We start from the raw sequence: 16,708 nt of genomic DNA, 5'->3' as shown, positions 1-16,708 counted from the left end.
CGCTCGCTTTCCTCAAGGCGCCACCTCATCCGGAACGTTTTTGCCGTAGACGCTGGCCACCAGCGCGCGCATGGCGGCGATAAGGGGCGTAGCTCCCTCCTTTCTCGGACCACCGTCGGCTCCCGCCAACACGCGGGCATGCCAGCCGCAGCAGCGCCACCGGACGATGTCTGTCTCGTCCTTAGGAGCAATGCCCTGCAGAATGCCGAAACCGATTTCGTATTTTTCGATCAGCGGGCCGCCATGCTCCCAGTTCAGGTCAGGCCGGTAGCCGTGCTCGCCAAATGAGCTGCAAAAGCCATTCGGGAAATACACGATCCAAAGCCCGTTGCTTTGGTCGCCGTCACGCACCACATTCAACTTCTGCGCCCGCGCCACCCATAGCGCCAGGTCGGTGCCGGTCAGTTCAGATACGAGGCGGATCAAGATTGCACCTCTACGAGAGTCCAGCAGATCTGCCTGCCATAGGAACTTGCCACACGGCGCACGCGGCCAGCTTTCTCCATCACCTTTAGCCGGCGCAGAACAAACGCCGTGTCCAGCCCGGGGAAAGTCCAACGCAACCGATTAGCGACGACGTAGGTCATCAGGCCGCCGGTGTGCATCGCAGCCACGATCTGATCATCGGTCGGCTTTAATGCGTTTTTCACCTGGGTCGTCATAACACCGCTCCCAGCGCGCGAGCAATGCCCGAACGATCAAGGCCAGCAGCGCGACAACCGTCGCGAGTGGCGTGGTAGTACTGGGTTTGCAGCAGCTGCTCGCCGGCGAGCGCCAGGCCGGCGGCCACCAGGCGCTCCATCGCGGCGCGATCCTGCACGTTGCACAAGTAGTGGTTGCGGAATCCGGGCTTGGCCGCCGAGTTGCCGGCGGCGCCGAGCATGTGGAGCAGCTTGTCGAGGTCACCCTCTTCCAAGCCGGCCGTCAGGCGGCAGTGCTCGCACTTGCCGTACTGCGCCAGTTGGCGCGCGGTGATGTTTTTGCCGCAGGGGCACTGCTTCGATTCCAGCACCGGGCCGGGCTTTTCTTTCTGGATGGCGCGGTGCTGGCGCTCCGCGCGGGATAGGTCGTAGATCATGATATTCTTTTCTTTTTAATAATTTAAGGGGGCGAGATGCGATACAACTGTGATACGCGACATGGGATGTCTCTCGCGATAATTGGTGTGCTGCACCACAGTGCGACTGTTACAATTGAGTGGCGAGCCAGTAGCGTGAACGACCATGTAAGTTACGTGGCCTACAACATCACGCCGCCAGATGGCTTGCAGAATCAAGGCGTGATTAATGTCGAAGCCTATGCTGCGGCCGCACTTTCGCATTTCCATCGCACGGACCGGCCAATCACGGATCAGCCCGCACTTCGCTTCAGGCTTAACGAAATCGAGCGAGACGGCAGCTTGCGGCTGTACCCAGTTCTGTAATTTCACGCGGCCACCAGCCCCATCTCACGCTCGTGCGTGAAGTTGGTGCAAGCCGGCCAGGCGCCAGTTAGGGCGAAGTGAACGCGGCGGCCGATCCAGCGCATGTTGAACACACACATGGAGTTGCCCAGCGCCTTGTAGCGCGGGCCGTCGGCCGACAGCTTCCACCACTGGCCATCGATCTCAGCCACCGGCTCGCCGCGCACGAGAAGCGTTTCAGCGCGACTTGCCTTTACCTTACTCAGCGGGATCAGGGTGTGGAAATCAGGGAACGATTGCAGGCGCTCGCACTCGCGCGGAGTGAGGCGGCGGACGGCCATGCTGGATGGCGCAAGCAAGCCAACCGGCGTGCCGGCGCCGCGACTGCGGCCTGCGGCGGCATCTAACGTTGCAGCGACAATCGGCTGGCCGCGGCCGGTGCCATCCTCGCTGGCGTCAAAACCTTCAGCCTTCAGGGTGTGCGTGACTTCGCCGGTGATGCAAACCGCCTGCGCCTGCGGGCTAGATGATCCTAGCGCCCCGAACACCTCGATGCTACTCACGCAGTCCTGCCGCGCATCGAATGCGATGGCCGGCGGCTGGCCACCGTTGGCGTGGCTACTGGCGTGATTGCCAGCGCGCAGCGTCGGTGCGCAATCAACCATCGCGTCACCGCCGTAATCCTTAACGCTGAAAGCGATCAAAGAGTCCAGACCATCACCGCGGGGGCGCTCGACCGAACGCTGCACCGGCGCCGCCACCGTTGGCACGAGGTGGCTGTGACCATGGTTGGCGTCTTGACCGGAGCAACCTTGCAGCCGCCCATAGCTGGCGTCGAGCGTGGCAGTCGCGTCAACAAAGCCACCCCCGATGGTAGGAATCAGCGTCTCCGTCTCCGCATCGATGCGCGTCTTTGTTGTCAGGCACCGCGCAAGTTGCCCCCCCGCAATCAAATCAATCGACTGAGCGTTGCCGAAGCTTTGCACCAGTCCCGCCCCACCCTGCTCAAAGATCTCTTGATTGCTGGCGCCTATGCTTCCACTGCGACTTTGCGACGCTTGGCTTAATGGCGGGTGCGCGTACCCGTTCCAGTGGGATTTATGCCGGCTACCTGCTCCAGCGCCAGGCGTAATGCTATCGGTAGCGCCTTGCTGCGCTTCTCGGCTCGGCGGAGAATCCCGGCGCACGCCATCGGGCTCAAAAAGTACCGCTGCGGGATCGAACCCGTCTCGAGCACTTGCGACAACGAACACACGACGGCGTCGTTGGGCCACTCCGAAATATTGGGCATCAAGGACTCGCCAGGCAATATTCCTTTGGGGTCCAAAGACACAACCAGCGTTCGGCCATTTGCCCCCTGGCGCGAGCAGCGGGCTATCCTCGCCGGCAAGCGCTCCCAAAAAGCAGCCGAAAGCGTTGTCCTTGGTGCTGAGCACTCCGGGAACGTTTTCCCAAACGATGACGCACTCGTCGTCTCCGAGAACATGTCGAGCTGTGTCGATTTCATTGGCGATATTTACAAAAGCGAGGGTGAGCTGGCCGCGCGCGTCATCTAGCGATTCGCGCAGACCGGCGATGGAGAAGGCTTGGCACGGCGTGCCGCCGACCAGCACGTCGGGTGCAGCCACCTGGCCGGCGCGCACCATGGCGGCAATCTTGGTCATGTCACCCAAGTTCCGCGGTCCGTCTGTGACGGCCGGCAGCATGCTCACCGCCTTGATCGCGGCGCGCCGCGCATCGCGGTCGCCAGTCATCAGGTCGTCGTTGCGCTCATCCGGATCAGGCATGTGCAGCGGCCGGCCACTGCCATAGTGGTGATGCAGCAGGCGCGCTGGGAATGGTTCGATTTCAGCGACCCATGCGGCGCGCCAGCCCAGCGGATGCCAGGCCACACTGGCCGCCTCGATGCCGCTGCACACCGAGCCGTAGGTGATCTCCGCCGGCAGAGCGTCGCGCTTCATGCCCGCACCTCCGTCGCGCGGCGCGTGATGTAGACGGTGCGAGGATCGTGTTTGCCGCGGTAAGCCGGGCCGGCGATCTGGCCGACGTATGGCGCCGGTGCCGGCTCTCCCAGGGCGCGGCGCGCCTCGGCGGTCAGCGAGTAGCGGATGCCTGTCAAGCGGACGTTACCGCCGATCATGTGGTCAAAGATGTGGCGCAGCGCCTCTTCCAGGCGGGCGTCCTCGATGTCGAAGCCGGCGCGCTCGCAGACTTGATAGAACGTGGCCGGGCCTTCCAGTAGCGCGACCAGCAGCGCGTGTGAGCGGCTGCCTTTCGATGGCATGAAGGTGTTCGTCACGGCTGGCCAGCCTTTCCGTTCAGGTCATCGGCGGCGCTGCGCAGTTCCTGCCGCGCGCGGTACTCAGCGCGCTGGGCCTCGCGGTCGGCCTTGTCGGCAACGTGCGCACGGTCGCGCTCGCGCCAAACGCCAAGTTTGCGCAAGGCAGTGCCCTCCGGCGTGCCAGGTTGGTCTGGCGCCGGTCCTTGTTGTAACGATGTGGACATGGATTTCCTTTGCTGATTTACGGTGCCGCGTTGCAGCACGGCCACGGATTACTTATCTGTAATGAACTTCGTCTCTAGGCGTGTTAGTGTCTAAAATGCAAGTGTCGAAAACTGTCTGGCTGAAAAGTGGTACGGCCGCCCAGAAAATGCGGCCTTTTATTTCCGCCCTTCTGCTGCTTCCTGCGCCAGGCGTTCGTGGTGCTCCCGCTGGTGGTGCTTCTCCCGCTTCATGACGTGCGCTGGCTCGACATCCATTGGTGGCTCGTCGGTGCCGCCGGCCTGCTGCTGGTGCTGCGTCATGGGTTCATCACTTGGCCGGCCAGAATCTGGCGCATCGACTGCACGGTGAAGTTGAACTTCTCGTGCGCCTTCAGGATCATGCTGTCGCCGAATGGCAGCTTGTCGTGACGGATCTTGCTGATGACCGGCGGCGCCACTTCGAACGCGCGCGCCAGGGCGGCATCATTCTTCAATTGCAGCTTGTCGGTCAGGTGGTCGAGCAGCGCCGCGTTGGCGCCGGGCTTCTGTTGCGATGCTTGAGGCATGCGTTTCTCCATCTTCTTCTGCGCCGCACGCAACGGGGTGCGGCATCCCGTATTCACAATGCGATTTCTGCCAAAACGGAATCAGTCCACTTCACCTGCTGGATCGGCGTTCCGTTACCATGGGCCTTGCCGGTGTCGAGCACGACGGCGTGGCGCCGGCCCTTCTCCGTTGGAACCCAGTGTCCGTTGATGCTCTCTTGCAGCCCGGCGTCAGTCAGGCGGCGGTTGAATGCGATGGCGCTTTGGCAGAAGCGCTTGCCCAGCTCGGTCGGCGTGTAGCAGATTTGCTGGGTAGGGGTTGGCAGATGCGTCTGGCCGGCCATGGCCAGCAGGTTCACGCCGGTTTGTGCTGCGGCGATCTGGTTGGCGCCGATGGCGGCAGCGTTCTTGTCAATGCCGCACGCACGCAGTGCGCGGAACACTGGCGGAATCATCGCAGCAGCTTCCAGGACTGGCGGCTTTGGCAGCGCGGTCCGTTTCTTCGGCTTCTCGATCGGCACGACAATGCTGGTGGTGACGGCATCGAAAGTGCGGATCACCTGCAGGTGGAATTTTGGACTGATCCACATGGCGTATGCGTACACCAGTTCCTTGCAGACGAAGGTTCCTTGGCCAGCGCCGCCCCGGACGACCGATATGGGATTCTGCATATCGCTTTCCGACAGCATTTCTTTTGCCAGCGCGCCGGTGGAGTCGAGCCGCAGAAATTGGGCTGGCTGGTGACGCACTTCGCCGCCGGCCGCCTTATGCAAATCGTTCAGCGAAAATCGACCGACGTCATCAAAGCGAATATTCACGCCGGCGATTTTCACGGTTGGTGGAATGGTCAGTTCATTCTGGATCACGGTGGCTCCTTTGCGTTGCGGTTATTTCGAACCTGCGACATGCGATCAGCTAGGTGATCAAAGACGTGGGCGAGGCATCGGCGCGCCGCCCATGCGCCCGCGCGCTGCTGGCAGTTCGACGCGAACTCGGCCGAATTTCGGCCGTTCCCGCCGCCGGTCAGCGCTGCTACGATTCGCCATGTCGGCATCGCGATTGATCAGCACTCGGATGCGAGTCGCGACTGCGACGCCGGCGGCCTGGCAAACGGATTTGAACGACTGGAACTCGTCGACGTTCAGGCTGGTCTTGATTTCCAGGTGACGCGTGTTGCATTTCTTGGGCTGCGTTTTCATGGTGGGTTCCTTTTAGTGGGTGGTTCAGGATTTCAGGTGCTGCAAGTGATACAGGTGCTGCAAACTTCAAAATTCGGGCGGGAGATCCAGATGCGATACAGTTGCAGTTCTCACACAACAACTTGCAAAGGGATCCCCCATGATTGGTACTCTCTCGACCGCACTCTCAAGCCTTAAGTCCGCTACGGACTTGGTTAAAACCGCGCTTCGAGAACGAGACGACCGCTTAATCGATAAGGTGATCGGCGACATGAACGACCGAATGATCGACGTCCAGAATCAATGCTTGGCGCTTCAAGAGCAGCAATTTGCGCTGGCCGATAGCGAACGCGAGCTCAAAGAAAAACTGCGCGAGCAAGAAAGGCGGAACGCGGACCTGGAGAATTACGAACCGCATCGCACCGCTCGTGGTGGCCTGACGTATCGCCAAAAGACCGGATTGAATGCTGGTCAGACCCCGATAGACATTTGCGCAAACTGCGCGGCTAAAGGAATAAAAACCTACCTTCAGCCGAAAGATGATGGCTTCAATCTGACGTGCTCGACGCATGGCGATATTCCTTCTGACAAGGTCCGCGAACCAGGGCCGGTTGGCGCTGTTGGGTACGGCGGCGGTCATGATCCGTACGCTAGTTGATGCGATGCCACCCGCAATCGCCGGCGCGCGGACATACCCGAAGCGCGCAATCAGCGCGTCGATGCGGTTACGGATGGGCATGGGGTTCTCCGGTGGTGGCGGTATCGAACGCTGGCTGCAGCAACTCAAACTTGGTCACCCGACCACCGACAGCGCGCTCAATTGCTTCGCAGCGCTCGACTGGCGGATGGCCCTTCTTCAGCCATTTGTAGACCGCCTGTGCGCTCACGTTGCAAGCGGCAGCGAGGTTGGCAACACCGTCAGTAAGTTCGACGGCCCGCTCGATCGGGGATGAGGATTCGGTTTTCATGACCGAATTAAACCACAGGTTGATTTCGAATTCAACCAGAGATTGGTTGAAAGATGCGAAATTTAAACTGAAGATTCAACTTATGAGTACATATGTTGGTGAAATCCTGTCGAAACGACTGGAAAAAATGGGCAAGACACAAGGCTGGCTCGCTGAGAAAGCTGGCGTGTCTAACAACGCCGTATCGAAATGGATTAAGACTGGGAAGATCTCCAGGGCGAACGCTGTCACAGTAGCGAACCTATTGCAGGTTAGCTTGGACGATCTCTTGTCCGATGGCATTGCGCCACCGGTCGACGGCGACCAAAAGCCACCTCTTCCGACCAGGTTCAAATTGCCGTCGGCACCGCGCTCAGATAGTGATCATGTGCATGCCGACGTGCTGGCGGAACTCAACGTCATATCGCAGCGCGAGGCGCAACTTCTGAATTGGTTTCGGATGGCGACGGAAGATTCAAAAGGAATCATCGAGGATGTGGCGCGCTCAATCGAAAAATCACCCCTAACGTCGGTTGTTGACAACCAAACGAAGGGCGGCCTTTCTGGCGCGTGATACAGCAAGGCTTTTTAATACTGGCAACATGATGCGGCGGCGGTTTGCATCCAACTTTTTAAACGCCCTCATGGCCCGTTCAACGTCATTCATTGCAAGCAACTTTCGTATTCGATAAACAACAATACGACATAACTTGCAGTTAGAAACTATCAAATTGTCACTTCACTGAACTTTACATTTGTAAACGATTGATCTGCAACTTTTAGGCAGATCAATTTGGTGCATATCAGGTCATTGTTTTTGATCTGGTTTAACGATTCGGAGCTCTGGCTTGGGCTCCTCCTCGTTCTTTTCGACCATTTTCTCCAGTGCGTCGGCCATGGCTTTGACGGCTTCGTCACTCATTTTCTCCAAAGCCTCCCTAGCTTGCTCATCTTCCGAGTGCCGGGATTCATTACAATTCATTTCATAACTCCTTGATGTTATTAGGGTAATTACGAATATACGCGAATTGTCACATGATTCCGATAGGAACTTTATATTATCAATTGGAAATTTATCGATGCCCCGCTATGCCCAGTGCGGTTCCTGTAGTGAGCGCGAGTCTTGAAATTTTTCCGAGAGTCGAAAAAAACTGACACTTATCCGCACCAAATACAACACTTTGCGAAATTGTCCCGCAATATCGCGCGCATGACCGATTCCAAACTGAACGCCAAAGTTAAGGCTCTGACAATCCGGATGCCAATGACCCTGCATACCGAACTGAAAAATATCGCGGAGTCCAAGGGCTGGACGCTCAACGACGAAATCAACTTCCGACTACGGGCATTCAACCTGCATGAACAGATGCGCACGGTAGCGACCGATGTTGATGACATCAAGGCAATGCTGCGTCGAGCCGAAGCCGAAAAGTAGTGATAATTCGATAGATTTCCTATTGTCAAGTTTGCATATAATTCACTTTCCATCTATTGGTGATGACTTCTTATATGCATAAACTCCTCATCATTTTCGCCTTAGCTTCATCGACGTGCGTGGCCGCAGATGCCGATATCAATGACGCTTGTCACATCAAGGTCTGCTCTGCAGGCGATCGCGCAATCACCTACTTCAAAAAGGACGATCCATATTACGCCTGTGCGAGCAAAGAGTTATCCGAATACGTCAACTTCGTTATAGGCTTGGTGAGCACGTCGATTCAGTTCACGGGACAAATGCCGGCCATCTCGCCTAAAACTGGCGAGCCTGAATATCTCGATGGTAAAGATGGTCCAAACAAGACTCGCATGATTCTGGATTTGCTCCGTAAAAAGGCTGGTGTGGCAACCCTTGACCAGGCGATGGCTCAGTGCACCAAAGGCAGCCCCAATATCCGCGTCTCTGTGATGAACAATCCGGCCGACAGTCAGGCGATATGGGTAATTGCTGACAAGAGCAAGAAATCTTTCTGGATGCCAAAGTCGCACTTGACCAAGAAATAGCCCGCGAACCATCCGATGCGGCGTGAGAATTCGATAGATTTCAAGATAGCAAGATTACGTATACTGCAAATAAAGGCGCGTGACTCGCGGCAAAGTTGCTGCTGCGTGAGAGCGTTCTGGCAATCAAGCCGACTCGGCAAGCCGGAACCCCAAACTATTCAACACCACTTAACCACTTGCGCCCGCACTAAGTCTATAATCGAGACATGAAAACCAAATTAACAAGAGCGGTTCGCGGTATTCTTGGCGGCGACAAGGTCGACAGGAAAGATGCTGCCCGTGTATTTGGAGTCATTGCTGAGGACCTAAACTCAAGAGGGCGCGAGATTTCGGAACAACAAAAGAAAGCTCGCGATGCAATTGAATCAGGAACAAGAATCACCAAGCGTCGAATACCTCTGTGACTACGTCTACATCGACAACGTCAAGTTGTCGCATTATTACAGTCAACTCTCCTCCAACGGATTGGTCGTCGGATCGAAGCGGATCACAAAGGAAGGTGGCAAACAAGGGTCTAGCGGCACCGTAAAAATTCCGGTCCTTTCCGGAGGAATGGCTGCCGAGACGACAAATGAGCACTCGTTAGAGATCAACATCGATGCGGCTTTTTCAAGGCCGCAAGAGACGCTGGACGCCCTCTTCGATGCTGGCTACATTTCCGGCGGCCTCAGTAACTCCCCGGTGGGCGCACTTGTTCTCGTCAAAGGCTCAATAACCTTGGTTGATATCCGAATTCTCCGCGACCTTTGGGTAGATATGGGGGAGATGGTTGCTGCCAATGAGACTGCGAGCATACAGAACATCAAAGAGCGCCAAAGAGTCGCTGTGCAAAAAAAGAAGGAATTTGAGGCGCTAGCGAAGATGATCGCCAAGCTCCCCCATTCGTTACAAGGGACCTTGTTCACTGACTCCGATGCCGCATGGTTCACACTGAAGCCCGAGTGTCTGCTTGCCAGCGCCGACGACTTAACGTTTAAGCACGGAAGTGCACTGCAGGGGGAGTGGCATACGTTAGGCATTCTCGACGCGCTGCCTGATGGCCTCTATTTCGGCTCGGACGCTCAAAACTACCATCAATTAAGTCCAATCGAAATTGCGATGGGCACGATGTTGAACGGCGTCCGAGAGGGACTCGGGCGACCTGTAGATCGGTACGGCATCACGCCAATCATGATTTTCCGCACGACTAAGAAGATCGCACCTGAGTCGCTCGAATAGTGCGCTTTATAGAAAGCCCCGCCAGTCGGGGCTTTTTAACACCTATCGCTTATCCAGTTGGCCTGGTACTTCGAGACCCAGCTTTAGTTGGATGTCCGCGCGCAGTCGATCCATTGTGCCAGTCAGTTCCGGCTTCTTTTTTTGCCAAAGGCGCATGTTTCTAGCACTGGCGCTCACCTTCGACTTCTCGTTGGTGTACTGCACTTCTGTTGCAAAGAACTGCCTCACCAAGTTATTCCCCTGATTTTGCAGTTGATCCGCCATAGCATTGAAAGCGGCGATGAATCGAATTCGCACAAGGCGGGCCCGATCACCAGTGAAGCTCATAGCCAACTCACTGAGGCCGTCTTTGGTCATCAGGTACATGCGCGACTGCCGGGTCTGCCCCTTGCCCGTTTTGTAGGTTCGGATTCGCGGCTCAAAATTGAGCCGCCAATGATTTGCGATCTCTGGCTGCTTACTGTCCCGCATCTGATCAATCTGCCGCAAGATGTATTTGTGGGCCTTCTTGAATGCCTTGGCCACGCCGAGCGAGTCCGCGACCAATTTGTGATCCTCAATTGTAATGAGTCTCTCGAAGTCAATCACATCGGCGGCGTCGGCGATAGCCTGAGTTGCAGCTTGGGCTGCAGCAGCCGCCAGCAATTCTTGTGAAACTCGATCGTTCATGTCCGATCCCTATATGGTTGGATTAACGGTGCTATTCCTGCGCGAAACGAAACTTCCCTGAAGTGCCACTGGCGCCGCACCCATCGCGCCCACTACGGCTGAATCGCAAGAGTATCACCACCAGCATCGCCTTCGATAGACCCGGCCGGCGCCACTCCATTTTCGGCCACTCTTTCCCAAACACTGCCTGTCAGGCAGCATCCCCACTCCGAAGTCCATACGCCGGCGGCTCCAAGCGGCAAAAGCCCAACAAATCAAAAAAATTTCGATTCAACCGAAAATATATTCAACCTTGGGTTGACGTTTAAATTCAACCTATGGTTTAATGACTCCATCGACACACCAAACACGATGGAGAGCGAAATGGCTACCTACCTAGTCAACGTTAAAACCGAAAACCCAAACGACGGCTGCTACAGCGACGCCTTCGCCACGCTGGATGAGGTCCGCAATTTCATCAAGGACCGCGCTGCATCGTTCCGTCGTTGGAACCCAGCTCTGAAGTGCCACGCGTTCATCATGCGCTCGGGCACGACCATCGCCCAAGGCCGCACGGTCGACTGTTAATTCGGAGGCCACCATGTCCAAAGCCGAACTGAAAGCCCTCGCTGATGCGGCTGCTGCCGCCGGCGACGTGGCGCCAAGCTTCGACCTCAACCAGCCGGCCGCGCCGGCAACTCTGGGCTGATCACCATGAACGCACCTGTATCCATTGCAATCCTGGCCGCCCGTGCCACGCTCCCGAGCAACCCGCAGCCGGAGCAGCCGCAAGTCCCGGACAACTTGAGCCGCTTGGCGACCCGGTACCTGCACGGCAACCTGATCTTGGATCTGCACGGCTATGCCGACGAGGACGAGGGCTGCAGCGTGGAGGCGGTCTCGCTGACCGGCACGCGAGACGACATTTCGGAACTCGTGTCGCCAGCGCAGATGAAGCAGATGGGCTGGGCCGTGGACCGCGCCGCAGTCCGCGCCAAGCAAGCCAGCCGCGCAGAGGATCGCGCCGACCGCGCCGCGTGGGACCGCGCTGCAATCGGCTGAGGCCGAACTCGCACACAAATTCCCCGAGACCACCCTAGAGGTGGTTTCGGCAGTGAGAGGGAATCCTCCCGATCATCAACAAACCATGAAAGGCAACATCATGAAAGGCTTCCTCAAATCAGCCATGCTGGCTGCTGCGGTGATGCTGGCGGCATGCGGTGGCGGCAACGTCAACGCGCAGTCGATCCCCGCAGCTGTCGGCCAATACGTTCAGAACCAGGTGTACTTCGGCCCCAACCAGACCATCGACATCACCCACGCTCGCGCTGTCGATCTGGTCGGCGGCAACTGGAGCGTGGTCGATGCCAACGGCAGCGCGACCGCCGGTCACTTCCTGAACAATTCGGCCTTCTTCAACGCTCCAGCATTCGCGCTGTACGTTCGCTCGACCTACAACGGCGGCTACCGCTGGTGGAACACCGATGCAATCAGCCGCACGGCGTGCGCCAACGGCGAATCGCAAATCACCTGGCACAACGGCGCCCAGACCAACATCGGCGACGGCTGCTCCCTGCAACTGAACATCAGCAACTTCAGCCGCAAGCAGTAATCACCGCGTAGTTGAGTAGCACCTTCCCGCGCCGGTGAAGCGCGGGAACCACAAGTGATCCGGCTGCAATAAGGGCGGACGGCCTATCTGCAGATGGGCTGGCTTACTGCACCGACCTGCCGGTGTTGCCCGAATACGTGGGCCACGCAACCGGATCACTTGTGGTGACCGTAATCCGTGTGATGGATCAAGAAAGTACGCGGCCGCGAAATCGTGGGAAGCGCACGGAACCGATGTATTGCCACCCTAACCTGCGCCGGGTAAGCGCGCAGGAGCCACAGAGCAAGGGCGGAATTGAAAGCAGAAATTCCCCTCACCGCGTTGGGATCAGTTCGCGGAGAAGGTATTCGGTTTCGGGTCGTGCTACCGCGACATAGCCAACCGATAGCTGGAGTAGCGCCCAGCCCTTTGCTCTGTGGTGAAGCGAAGAAGTCCACCACACGCCAACCTGGGGCAGATCACCGCCCACGGCGCACAGGTCCGCAATCGGCGCGGTAAGAGCTGACCAGCTGGTGAAAGGCCAGTCCAACAACGAAGTCAACACGGAGAGCACGATGAGCAAAGAAACTGGCGGCGCCGCATTTCCAGACCCGGGCCGCGCACAAAGCGCACAGCATCGCAAAGATCTGACCGAAACTGGGATGACTTTGCGCGACTACTTCGCCGCGCAGGCGCTGACCGGATTGATCAACGAACCTTCGGAAGGTCGTGGCGGGTCGACCGCAGGCGATATCTGTGCAGCCAACAACAAGCTGCAAGACAACGTCCAAGGCGTCCTCGCGCACGCCGCATACAGCATCGCCGACGCCATGCTCGCGGAGCGTGCCAAGTGAGCGCCGTCACCCACATCACCGCCGGCAAAGCCTCGCGCCTCGCTGTCTCGGGCCTGCTGCATTTCGACTATCAGGACAGCGGATTCGAAGACGTGCTGAACAGCGGCAACCTGGACGCGCCAGAGCAGGCGCCGGCCGGCAGCCACATCAGCCGCTACCAGATCGCTGGCCGCAGCCGCAACAGCGTGGCGCCGCAGCTGGCCGCGCGCGAGTTCGGCCTGACCTACACCGTGACCGAGCGCACTGCCGCCGGTGCGCGCAGCTACACCGCAATCGGCGCAGCCGGCGCGCTGGCCGATGCCGCGTACGACAACGGCGCCATCGGCGTGACGGTGATGGTGCGGCCATGAGCGATCACCGCGATGCCCTGGCGGACATCATGCGCCTGTGCGCCACCTCGCGCACTTACACCCGCCGCGTGCAAAACATCAACGAGGTGGCCATGGTGGCGCTGGGCATGACGGCGAATCAGCGCCACGCCCAGCACCTGGAGATTCTGGATCGCATCGGTGACCAGCCATTCAAAGACGCCTACATGAAGCGCAAGGCCCGCCGCGAAGAGAAGTTCTCGACCTTGCTCGAAGCCGCACAGCACGAGGATGCCTTCGGCGCCTATCACCTCGATGGTGCGCAATGAGCGCCGCTGACCGCCCGCTGCTGGACATGCTGCTGGCCGCCGCGCAGGCCACGCCGGCGGAGCGGGCTCTGCAAAACCTGCTGACGATCATGCGCAACAACGCTGCGCGGCTGGAGCCGCACGAGTTTCGCTACTACGAGATCGCACTGGAAGGCTTGGGCGTGCCGAGCCGCCAACGCCAAATCGAGGTGCGTGTGCTGATCCAAATTAAACGCGACTGGCTGGAAACACGGCGCGCGGCGCGTGAAGGAGGCGGCTGTGAAGAGACTGCGTGAAGCGCTGACCATCGCCGCGCTGGCAATGATCATCCTTGCCGGCTACGCCTTTATGCAGTGGGCTGACGCGGAAGCTGCCGAACGCGAGCAGGCGGCGAGCGCCTGCAAGGCGGATCAGTGAAAGCCGCCCTCGCCCACCTGGCGGCCGACACGCTACGCAACCTGCGCGCCGGCCACCGCCCACAACACGCATTACGTCTTGCCCTGCTGAATGCAGCTTTAACGAAGTTGAACCGGAGAACGAAATGAACGCTGTAGTTGAACTGCCACCGCGCGAGGTGGCCGGCCTCACGGCCGCAGAGGTGCACCGCTACTCGGCCGCCGAGATTCGCGAACGTGTCAACCTGGTGCAGGAGGTGATGCGCGCCGTCATGAAGGAAGGCGTCCATTACGGAAAAATCCCAGGCACACCGAAGCCGACGCTGTACAAGGCTGGCGCCGAGGTGCTGTGCGTGGCTTTCCGCATCGCCCCGTCCTACCGCGTCGATGACCTGGGTGAAGACGGCATCGCCCGGTGCCGCGTCACCTGCGTGGGTACGCATCAGACCACCGGCATCGTTCTGGGCGAAGGTGTGGGCGAGTGCTCGTCGGCAGAAGAAAAATATAAATGGCGAAAGGCTATTTGCACCGAAGAGTTCGATGTCACGCCTGAAACGATGCGACGCATCAAGTTCGCAAAGGGTGAGCGCGGCGCGATCTACAAAAATCCCCAAGTTCGCACCGAAGCCGCCGATCAGGCAAATACGGTTTTGAAGATGGCGTCGAAGCGCGCACACGTGGCAATGACGCTGACGGTCACCGGCGCTTCGGACATGTTCAGTCAGGACATCGAAGACCTACCCGAAGAGCTCCGCCCGTACGAACACTACGAGCCAGCCGCCACGCAATCGGCAGCCCCTGAAGGGCCGCCACCATGCAGCGACGACCTGTTCAACGCTGAATCGCCGAAGTGGAAAAAGACGGTCGAGTCCGGTAAGAAAACGCCGGAGCAGCTGCTCGCAATGCTGAGCACTCGCGCCACCTTCACCGAAGCGCAAAAGAAAACCATCCTGTCCTGGGCGCCAAAGGCGGCCGAGGCAAGTAACGCTGACAAGGAATAATTATGCAACGCGATCCTAACATTCATCACGTAGTGCACCAGCTCGCCCAAGGTAGCGACGAATGGCACACCTTCCGCTCGCAGCACAACGGCGCCAGTGAAGCGGCTGCCATGCTGGGCCTGTCCGACAAAGTCACTCGCGACGAACTGGTGCGCATGAAGGCAACCGGTTTGGCGAAAGAATTCAGCGACTGGGTGCAGGAAAAGATCCTGGACCACGGCCACGAAGTCGAAGCGCTGGCGCGCCCGCTTGCCGAGAAGGTCATCAACGATTCGCTCTACCCTGTTACCTGCTCGCTCGGCCGCATCAGCGCGTCGTGCGACGGCCTGACCATCTGCGACTCGCTGGGCTGGGAGCACAAGCAGTGGAACGAGCAGCTGGCCGCCGCCGTTGCGGCCGGCGAAGTGCCCGACACTCACATGCCGCAGGTCCAGCAGGAGCTGATGGTCACCGGCGCCGAGAAGTGGATGTTCATGGTGTCCGATGGCACCGAGGCGAATAGGGTGTGGACCTGGGTGTATCCAGATACCAGCTGGTTCGCACGCATCGTCGCCGGCTGGGAGCAGTTCGACGCGGATGTAGCCAGCTACACACAGGTCAACCACGCCGTGAAGCCCGAGGCCGCGCCGGCCACCGCCCTGCCCGCGCTGGTCGTGCAGACCGAAGGCAAAGTAGTCAGCAGCAACCTGATGGCCTACCAGAAGGCCGCCGAGAAGTTCCTCGCGACGATCAAGACCGACCTGCAGGATGATCAGGACTTCGCCGACGCCGAGTACAACGTCAAGTTCTGCGGCGAGGCCGAGCAAAAGCTGGAGCTGGCCAAGGCCGCCGCGCTGGCGCAGACCTCGACCATCGACGAGGTGATGCGCACGGTCGACCACATCAAGGCGCAGTTCCGCGCCAAGCGCCTGGAACTGGAAAAGCTGGTCAAGGTGCGCAAAGAGCAGATCAAGGAAACCATTCTGAACGAAGGCCGCTATGCCTATCAGGATCATGTTGTGGCGCTTGAAGAAGAAATTGCGCCGCTGAAAATTTCACTGCCCGCACCCGACTTCGCCGGCGCCATGAAGAACAAGCGCACGCTGGCCAGCCTTCACGACGCCGCCAACACCACGCTGGCGAACGCCAAAATCGCCGCGAGTCAAGCAGCCGCCGATCTTCGCGCCAAGCTGGCCTGGTACAACGCAAACGTCGGCGACCATGCCGGTTTGTTCCGCGACTTGCAACAGTTGTCGTGGAAAGCTATTGATGATTTCCAGCTGGTGGTGCGCACCCGCATCGCCGACCACATCCGCGCCGAAGAGGTCAAGCAGGAAGCGCTGCGCGCCCGGATCGCCGCCGAGGAAAAGGCCAAGGCCGAAGCTGCCGCCGCTGAGAAGCTGGCCGCCGAGCGCAAGGCTGATGCTGATCGCCAGGCTGCGGCCGCGCAGGCCGAACGTGACCGCGTGGCCGCCGAGCAGCGTGCCCAGCAGGCCGCCGTTGCTACCCAGGCTCGCCCGACCACGGCCGCCGCCGCAGTTGCCCAAGCTCAAGCCTTGGCAGCCGCCGCGCGCACCACCACCCCGCCAGCCAGCGGCGCCGCCGATGTGCAGCGCACTGCCAGCTTCTACCGTGACGCGCCGCTGGCCAGCACGCCGGCGCCGGCCGCCACCGGCACCACGGCCGGCCTGTTCGACGTGGCCGACCGCGAAGTGCGGCAGGACATCGACTTCCTGAACTCGCTGGCCAGCTCCGCCGGCATGCAGCTGGCCGCCCTGCTCGACCGCCTCGTCATCATCGATATCGCAACCCTGCGCGCCGAACTGCGCGCTGCAGCTTAACCACCAAC

30 protein-coding genes are annotated in these 16,708 nt (G+C 59.2%); 16 read left to right on the top strand and 14 right to left on the bottom strand.

Annotated features, from left to right (window positions below; all coding sequences use genetic code 11):
* Positions 1–12: 12 nt before the first annotated feature.
* From GJ699_RS02470 to GJ699_RS02460, 3 genes are read right to left on the bottom strand one after another with little or no spacing between them, the layout of a single operon-like run.
* A complete protein-coding gene (locus tag GJ699_RS02470; protein WP_195763439.1) occupies positions 13–426 on the bottom strand; it encodes a phage protein NinX family protein in 414 nt (137 codons plus the stop codon).
* The gene (locus GJ699_RS02465) at positions 423–662 is read right to left on the bottom strand and encodes a hypothetical protein (RefSeq protein ID WP_154372736.1); all 240 of its coding nucleotides are present in this window, start codon (positions 660–662) and stop codon (positions 423–425) included. Before GJ699_RS02465 ends, GJ699_RS02470 begins: the two co-directional genes overlap by 4 nt.
* Positions 659–1,078 carry a hypothetical protein gene (locus GJ699_RS02460; RefSeq protein ID WP_154372734.1) on the bottom strand — a complete coding sequence of 140 codons (420 nt, stop codon included), beginning with the start codon at positions 1,076–1,078 and terminating at the stop codon, positions 659–661. Before GJ699_RS02460 ends, GJ699_RS02465 begins: the two co-directional genes overlap by 4 nt.
* A gap of 135 nt (positions 1,079–1,213) precedes the next feature.
* Here GJ699_RS02460 and GJ699_RS02455 point away from each other — a divergent pair, with 135 nt between their 5' ends.
* Positions 1,214–1,423, top strand: coding sequence for a hypothetical protein (locus GJ699_RS02455; RefSeq protein WP_154372733.1), 210 nt, complete (start codon positions 1,214–1,216; stop codon positions 1,421–1,423).
* Positions 1,424–1,425: 2 nt separating this feature from the next.
* Here GJ699_RS02455 and GJ699_RS34360 read toward each other — a convergent pair whose 3' ends face one another.
* From GJ699_RS34360 to GJ699_RS02405, 9 genes are all read right to left on the bottom strand, one after another.
* The gene (locus tag GJ699_RS34360; protein WP_229261898.1) at positions 1,426–3,363 is read right to left on the bottom strand and encodes a DNA cytosine methyltransferase; all 1,938 of its coding nucleotides are present in this window, start codon (positions 3,361–3,363) and stop codon (positions 1,426–1,428) included.
* On the bottom strand, positions 3,360–3,701 hold the full coding sequence (locus GJ699_RS02440) for a hypothetical protein (RefSeq protein ID WP_154372731.1): 342 nt from the start codon (positions 3,699–3,701) through the stop codon (positions 3,360–3,362). Before GJ699_RS02440 ends, GJ699_RS34360 begins: the two co-directional genes overlap by 4 nt.
* Positions 3,698–3,907, bottom strand: a complete 210-nt coding sequence (locus tag GJ699_RS02435) for a hypothetical protein (protein ID WP_154372729.1) — start codon at positions 3,905–3,907, stop codon at positions 3,698–3,700. Before GJ699_RS02435 ends, GJ699_RS02440 begins: the two co-directional genes overlap by 4 nt.
* Before the next feature lie 156 nt (positions 3,908–4,063).
* Positions 4,064–4,207 carry a hypothetical protein gene (locus GJ699_RS02430; RefSeq protein ID WP_154372727.1) on the bottom strand — a complete coding sequence of 48 codons (144 nt, stop codon included), beginning with the start codon at positions 4,205–4,207 and terminating at the stop codon, positions 4,064–4,066.
* Positions 4,204–4,464 carry a hypothetical protein gene (locus tag GJ699_RS02425; protein ID WP_371867434.1) on the bottom strand — a complete coding sequence of 87 codons (261 nt, stop codon included), beginning with the start codon at positions 4,462–4,464 and terminating at the stop codon, positions 4,204–4,206. The genes GJ699_RS02430 and GJ699_RS02425 overlap by 4 nt, the downstream gene beginning before the upstream one ends.
* Positions 4,465–4,505: 41 nt before the next feature.
* On the bottom strand, positions 4,506–5,297 hold the full coding sequence (locus tag GJ699_RS02420; RefSeq protein ID WP_154372723.1) for a KilA-N domain-containing protein: 792 nt from the start codon (positions 5,295–5,297) through the stop codon (positions 4,506–4,508).
* Positions 5,298–5,354: 57 nt separating this feature from the next.
* Positions 5,355–5,630, bottom strand: a complete 276-nt coding sequence (locus tag GJ699_RS02415) for a hypothetical protein (RefSeq protein ID WP_154372721.1) — start codon at positions 5,628–5,630, stop codon at positions 5,355–5,357.
* 226 nt (positions 5,631–5,856) lie between these two features.
* Positions 5,857–6,348 carry a hypothetical protein gene (locus tag GJ699_RS02410; RefSeq protein WP_154372719.1) on the bottom strand — a complete coding sequence of 164 codons (492 nt, stop codon included), beginning with the start codon at positions 6,346–6,348 and terminating at the stop codon, positions 5,857–5,859.
* Positions 6,335–6,577, bottom strand: coding sequence for a transcriptional regulator (locus tag GJ699_RS02405; protein WP_154372717.1), 243 nt, complete (start codon positions 6,575–6,577; stop codon positions 6,335–6,337). The genes GJ699_RS02410 and GJ699_RS02405 overlap by 14 nt, the downstream gene beginning before the upstream one ends.
* On the opposite strand from GJ699_RS02405, the gene GJ699_RS02400 reads away from it, so the two are divergent.
* The gene (locus GJ699_RS02400; protein WP_154372715.1) at positions 6,576–7,130 is read left to right on the top strand and encodes a helix-turn-helix transcriptional regulator; all 555 of its coding nucleotides are present in this window, start codon (positions 6,576–6,578) and stop codon (positions 7,128–7,130) included. The two genes, GJ699_RS02405 and GJ699_RS02400, sit on opposite strands and share 2 nt — an antisense overlap.
* A 234-nt stretch (positions 7,131–7,364) precedes the next feature.
* On the opposite strand, the gene GJ699_RS02395 is transcribed toward GJ699_RS02400, so the two are convergent.
* Entirely contained in the window at positions 7,365–7,538 is a 174-nt protein-coding gene (locus GJ699_RS02395) for a hypothetical protein (protein WP_154372713.1), read from the bottom strand.
* A gap of 228 nt (positions 7,539–7,766) precedes the next feature.
* Here GJ699_RS02395 and GJ699_RS02390 point away from each other — a divergent pair, with 228 nt between their 5' ends.
* The 4 genes from GJ699_RS02390 to GJ699_RS02380 all read left to right on the top strand — a co-directional run bounded on the left by GJ699_RS02390 (position 7,767) and on the right by GJ699_RS02380 (position 9,775).
* On the top strand, positions 7,767–7,991 hold the full coding sequence (locus tag GJ699_RS02390; RefSeq protein WP_154372711.1) for a hypothetical protein: 225 nt from the start codon (positions 7,767–7,769) through the stop codon (positions 7,989–7,991).
* A gap of 74 nt (positions 7,992–8,065) precedes the next feature.
* On the top strand, positions 8,066–8,557 hold the full coding sequence (locus GJ699_RS02385; RefSeq protein ID WP_154372709.1) for a hypothetical protein: 492 nt from the start codon (positions 8,066–8,068) through the stop codon (positions 8,555–8,557).
* 206 nt (positions 8,558–8,763) lie between these two features.
* Entirely contained in the window at positions 8,764–8,961 is a 198-nt protein-coding gene (locus GJ699_RS34085; protein ID WP_195763438.1) for a hypothetical protein, read from the top strand.
* Positions 8,912–9,775 (top strand): DUF6414 family protein, encoded by an 864-nt coding sequence (locus GJ699_RS02380; protein WP_154372707.1) that lies wholly within the window; start codon positions 8,912–8,914, stop codon positions 9,773–9,775. Before GJ699_RS34085 ends, GJ699_RS02380 begins: the two co-directional genes overlap by 50 nt.
* A gap of 42 nt (positions 9,776–9,817) precedes the next feature.
* On the opposite strand, the gene GJ699_RS02375 is transcribed toward GJ699_RS02380, so the two are convergent.
* A complete protein-coding gene (locus tag GJ699_RS02375) occupies positions 9,818–10,444 on the bottom strand; it encodes a Rha family transcriptional regulator (RefSeq protein ID WP_154372705.1) in 627 nt (208 codons plus the stop codon).
* 363 nt (positions 10,445–10,807) lie between these two features.
* Here GJ699_RS02375 and GJ699_RS02370 point away from each other — a divergent pair, with 363 nt between their 5' ends.
* The 10 genes from GJ699_RS02370 to GJ699_RS02325 all read left to right on the top strand — a co-directional run bounded on the left by GJ699_RS02370 (position 10,808) and on the right by GJ699_RS02325 (position 16,700).
* Positions 10,808–11,011 (top strand): hypothetical protein, encoded by a 204-nt coding sequence (locus GJ699_RS02370; RefSeq protein WP_154372703.1) that lies wholly within the window; start codon positions 10,808–10,810, stop codon positions 11,009–11,011.
* A 126-nt stretch (positions 11,012–11,137) separates the two neighbouring features.
* On the top strand, positions 11,138–11,485 hold the full coding sequence (locus tag GJ699_RS02365; RefSeq protein ID WP_154372701.1) for a hypothetical protein: 348 nt from the start codon (positions 11,138–11,140) through the stop codon (positions 11,483–11,485).
* Between the two features lie 85 nt (positions 11,486–11,570).
* On the top strand, positions 11,571–12,035 hold the full coding sequence (locus GJ699_RS02360) for a hypothetical protein (RefSeq protein WP_154372699.1): 465 nt from the start codon (positions 11,571–11,573) through the stop codon (positions 12,033–12,035).
* Between the two features lie 554 nt (positions 12,036–12,589).
* Positions 12,590–12,868: a hypothetical protein gene (locus GJ699_RS02355; RefSeq protein ID WP_154372697.1), complete on the top strand. Its 279-nt coding sequence runs from the start codon at positions 12,590–12,592 to the stop codon at positions 12,866–12,868.
* On the top strand, positions 12,865–13,218 hold the full coding sequence (locus GJ699_RS02350; protein ID WP_154372695.1) for a hypothetical protein: 354 nt from the start codon (positions 12,865–12,867) through the stop codon (positions 13,216–13,218). The genes GJ699_RS02355 and GJ699_RS02350 overlap by 4 nt, the downstream gene beginning before the upstream one ends.
* A complete protein-coding gene (locus GJ699_RS02345; protein ID WP_154372693.1) occupies positions 13,215–13,505 on the top strand; it encodes a hypothetical protein in 291 nt (96 codons plus the stop codon). Before GJ699_RS02350 ends, GJ699_RS02345 begins: the two co-directional genes overlap by 4 nt.
* Entirely contained in the window at positions 13,502–13,780 is a 279-nt protein-coding gene (locus tag GJ699_RS02340; RefSeq protein WP_154372691.1) for a hypothetical protein, read from the top strand. Before GJ699_RS02345 ends, GJ699_RS02340 begins: the two co-directional genes overlap by 4 nt.
* Positions 13,764–13,901, top strand: a complete 138-nt coding sequence (locus GJ699_RS02335; protein WP_154372689.1) for a hypothetical protein — start codon at positions 13,764–13,766, stop codon at positions 13,899–13,901. The genes GJ699_RS02340 and GJ699_RS02335 overlap by 17 nt, the downstream gene beginning before the upstream one ends.
* A 124-nt stretch (positions 13,902–14,025) precedes the next feature.
* The gene (locus GJ699_RS02330; RefSeq protein ID WP_154372688.1) at positions 14,026–14,880 is read left to right on the top strand and encodes a hypothetical protein; all 855 of its coding nucleotides are present in this window, start codon (positions 14,026–14,028) and stop codon (positions 14,878–14,880) included.
* Positions 14,881–14,882: 2 nt separating this feature from the next.
* Positions 14,883–16,700, top strand: coding sequence for a YqaJ viral recombinase family protein (locus GJ699_RS02325; protein WP_154372686.1), 1,818 nt, complete (start codon positions 14,883–14,885; stop codon positions 16,698–16,700).
* Positions 16,701–16,708 lie beyond the last annotated feature (8 nt).

This window comes from Duganella guangzhouensis (assembly GCF_009674535.1).
GTDB lineage: Bacteria > Pseudomonadota > Gammaproteobacteria > Burkholderiales > Burkholderiaceae_D > Rugamonas > Rugamonas guangzhouensis.
Note: the sequence above shows the minus strand (reverse complement) of the source record. Positions and strands in the feature narration are given on the sequence as shown.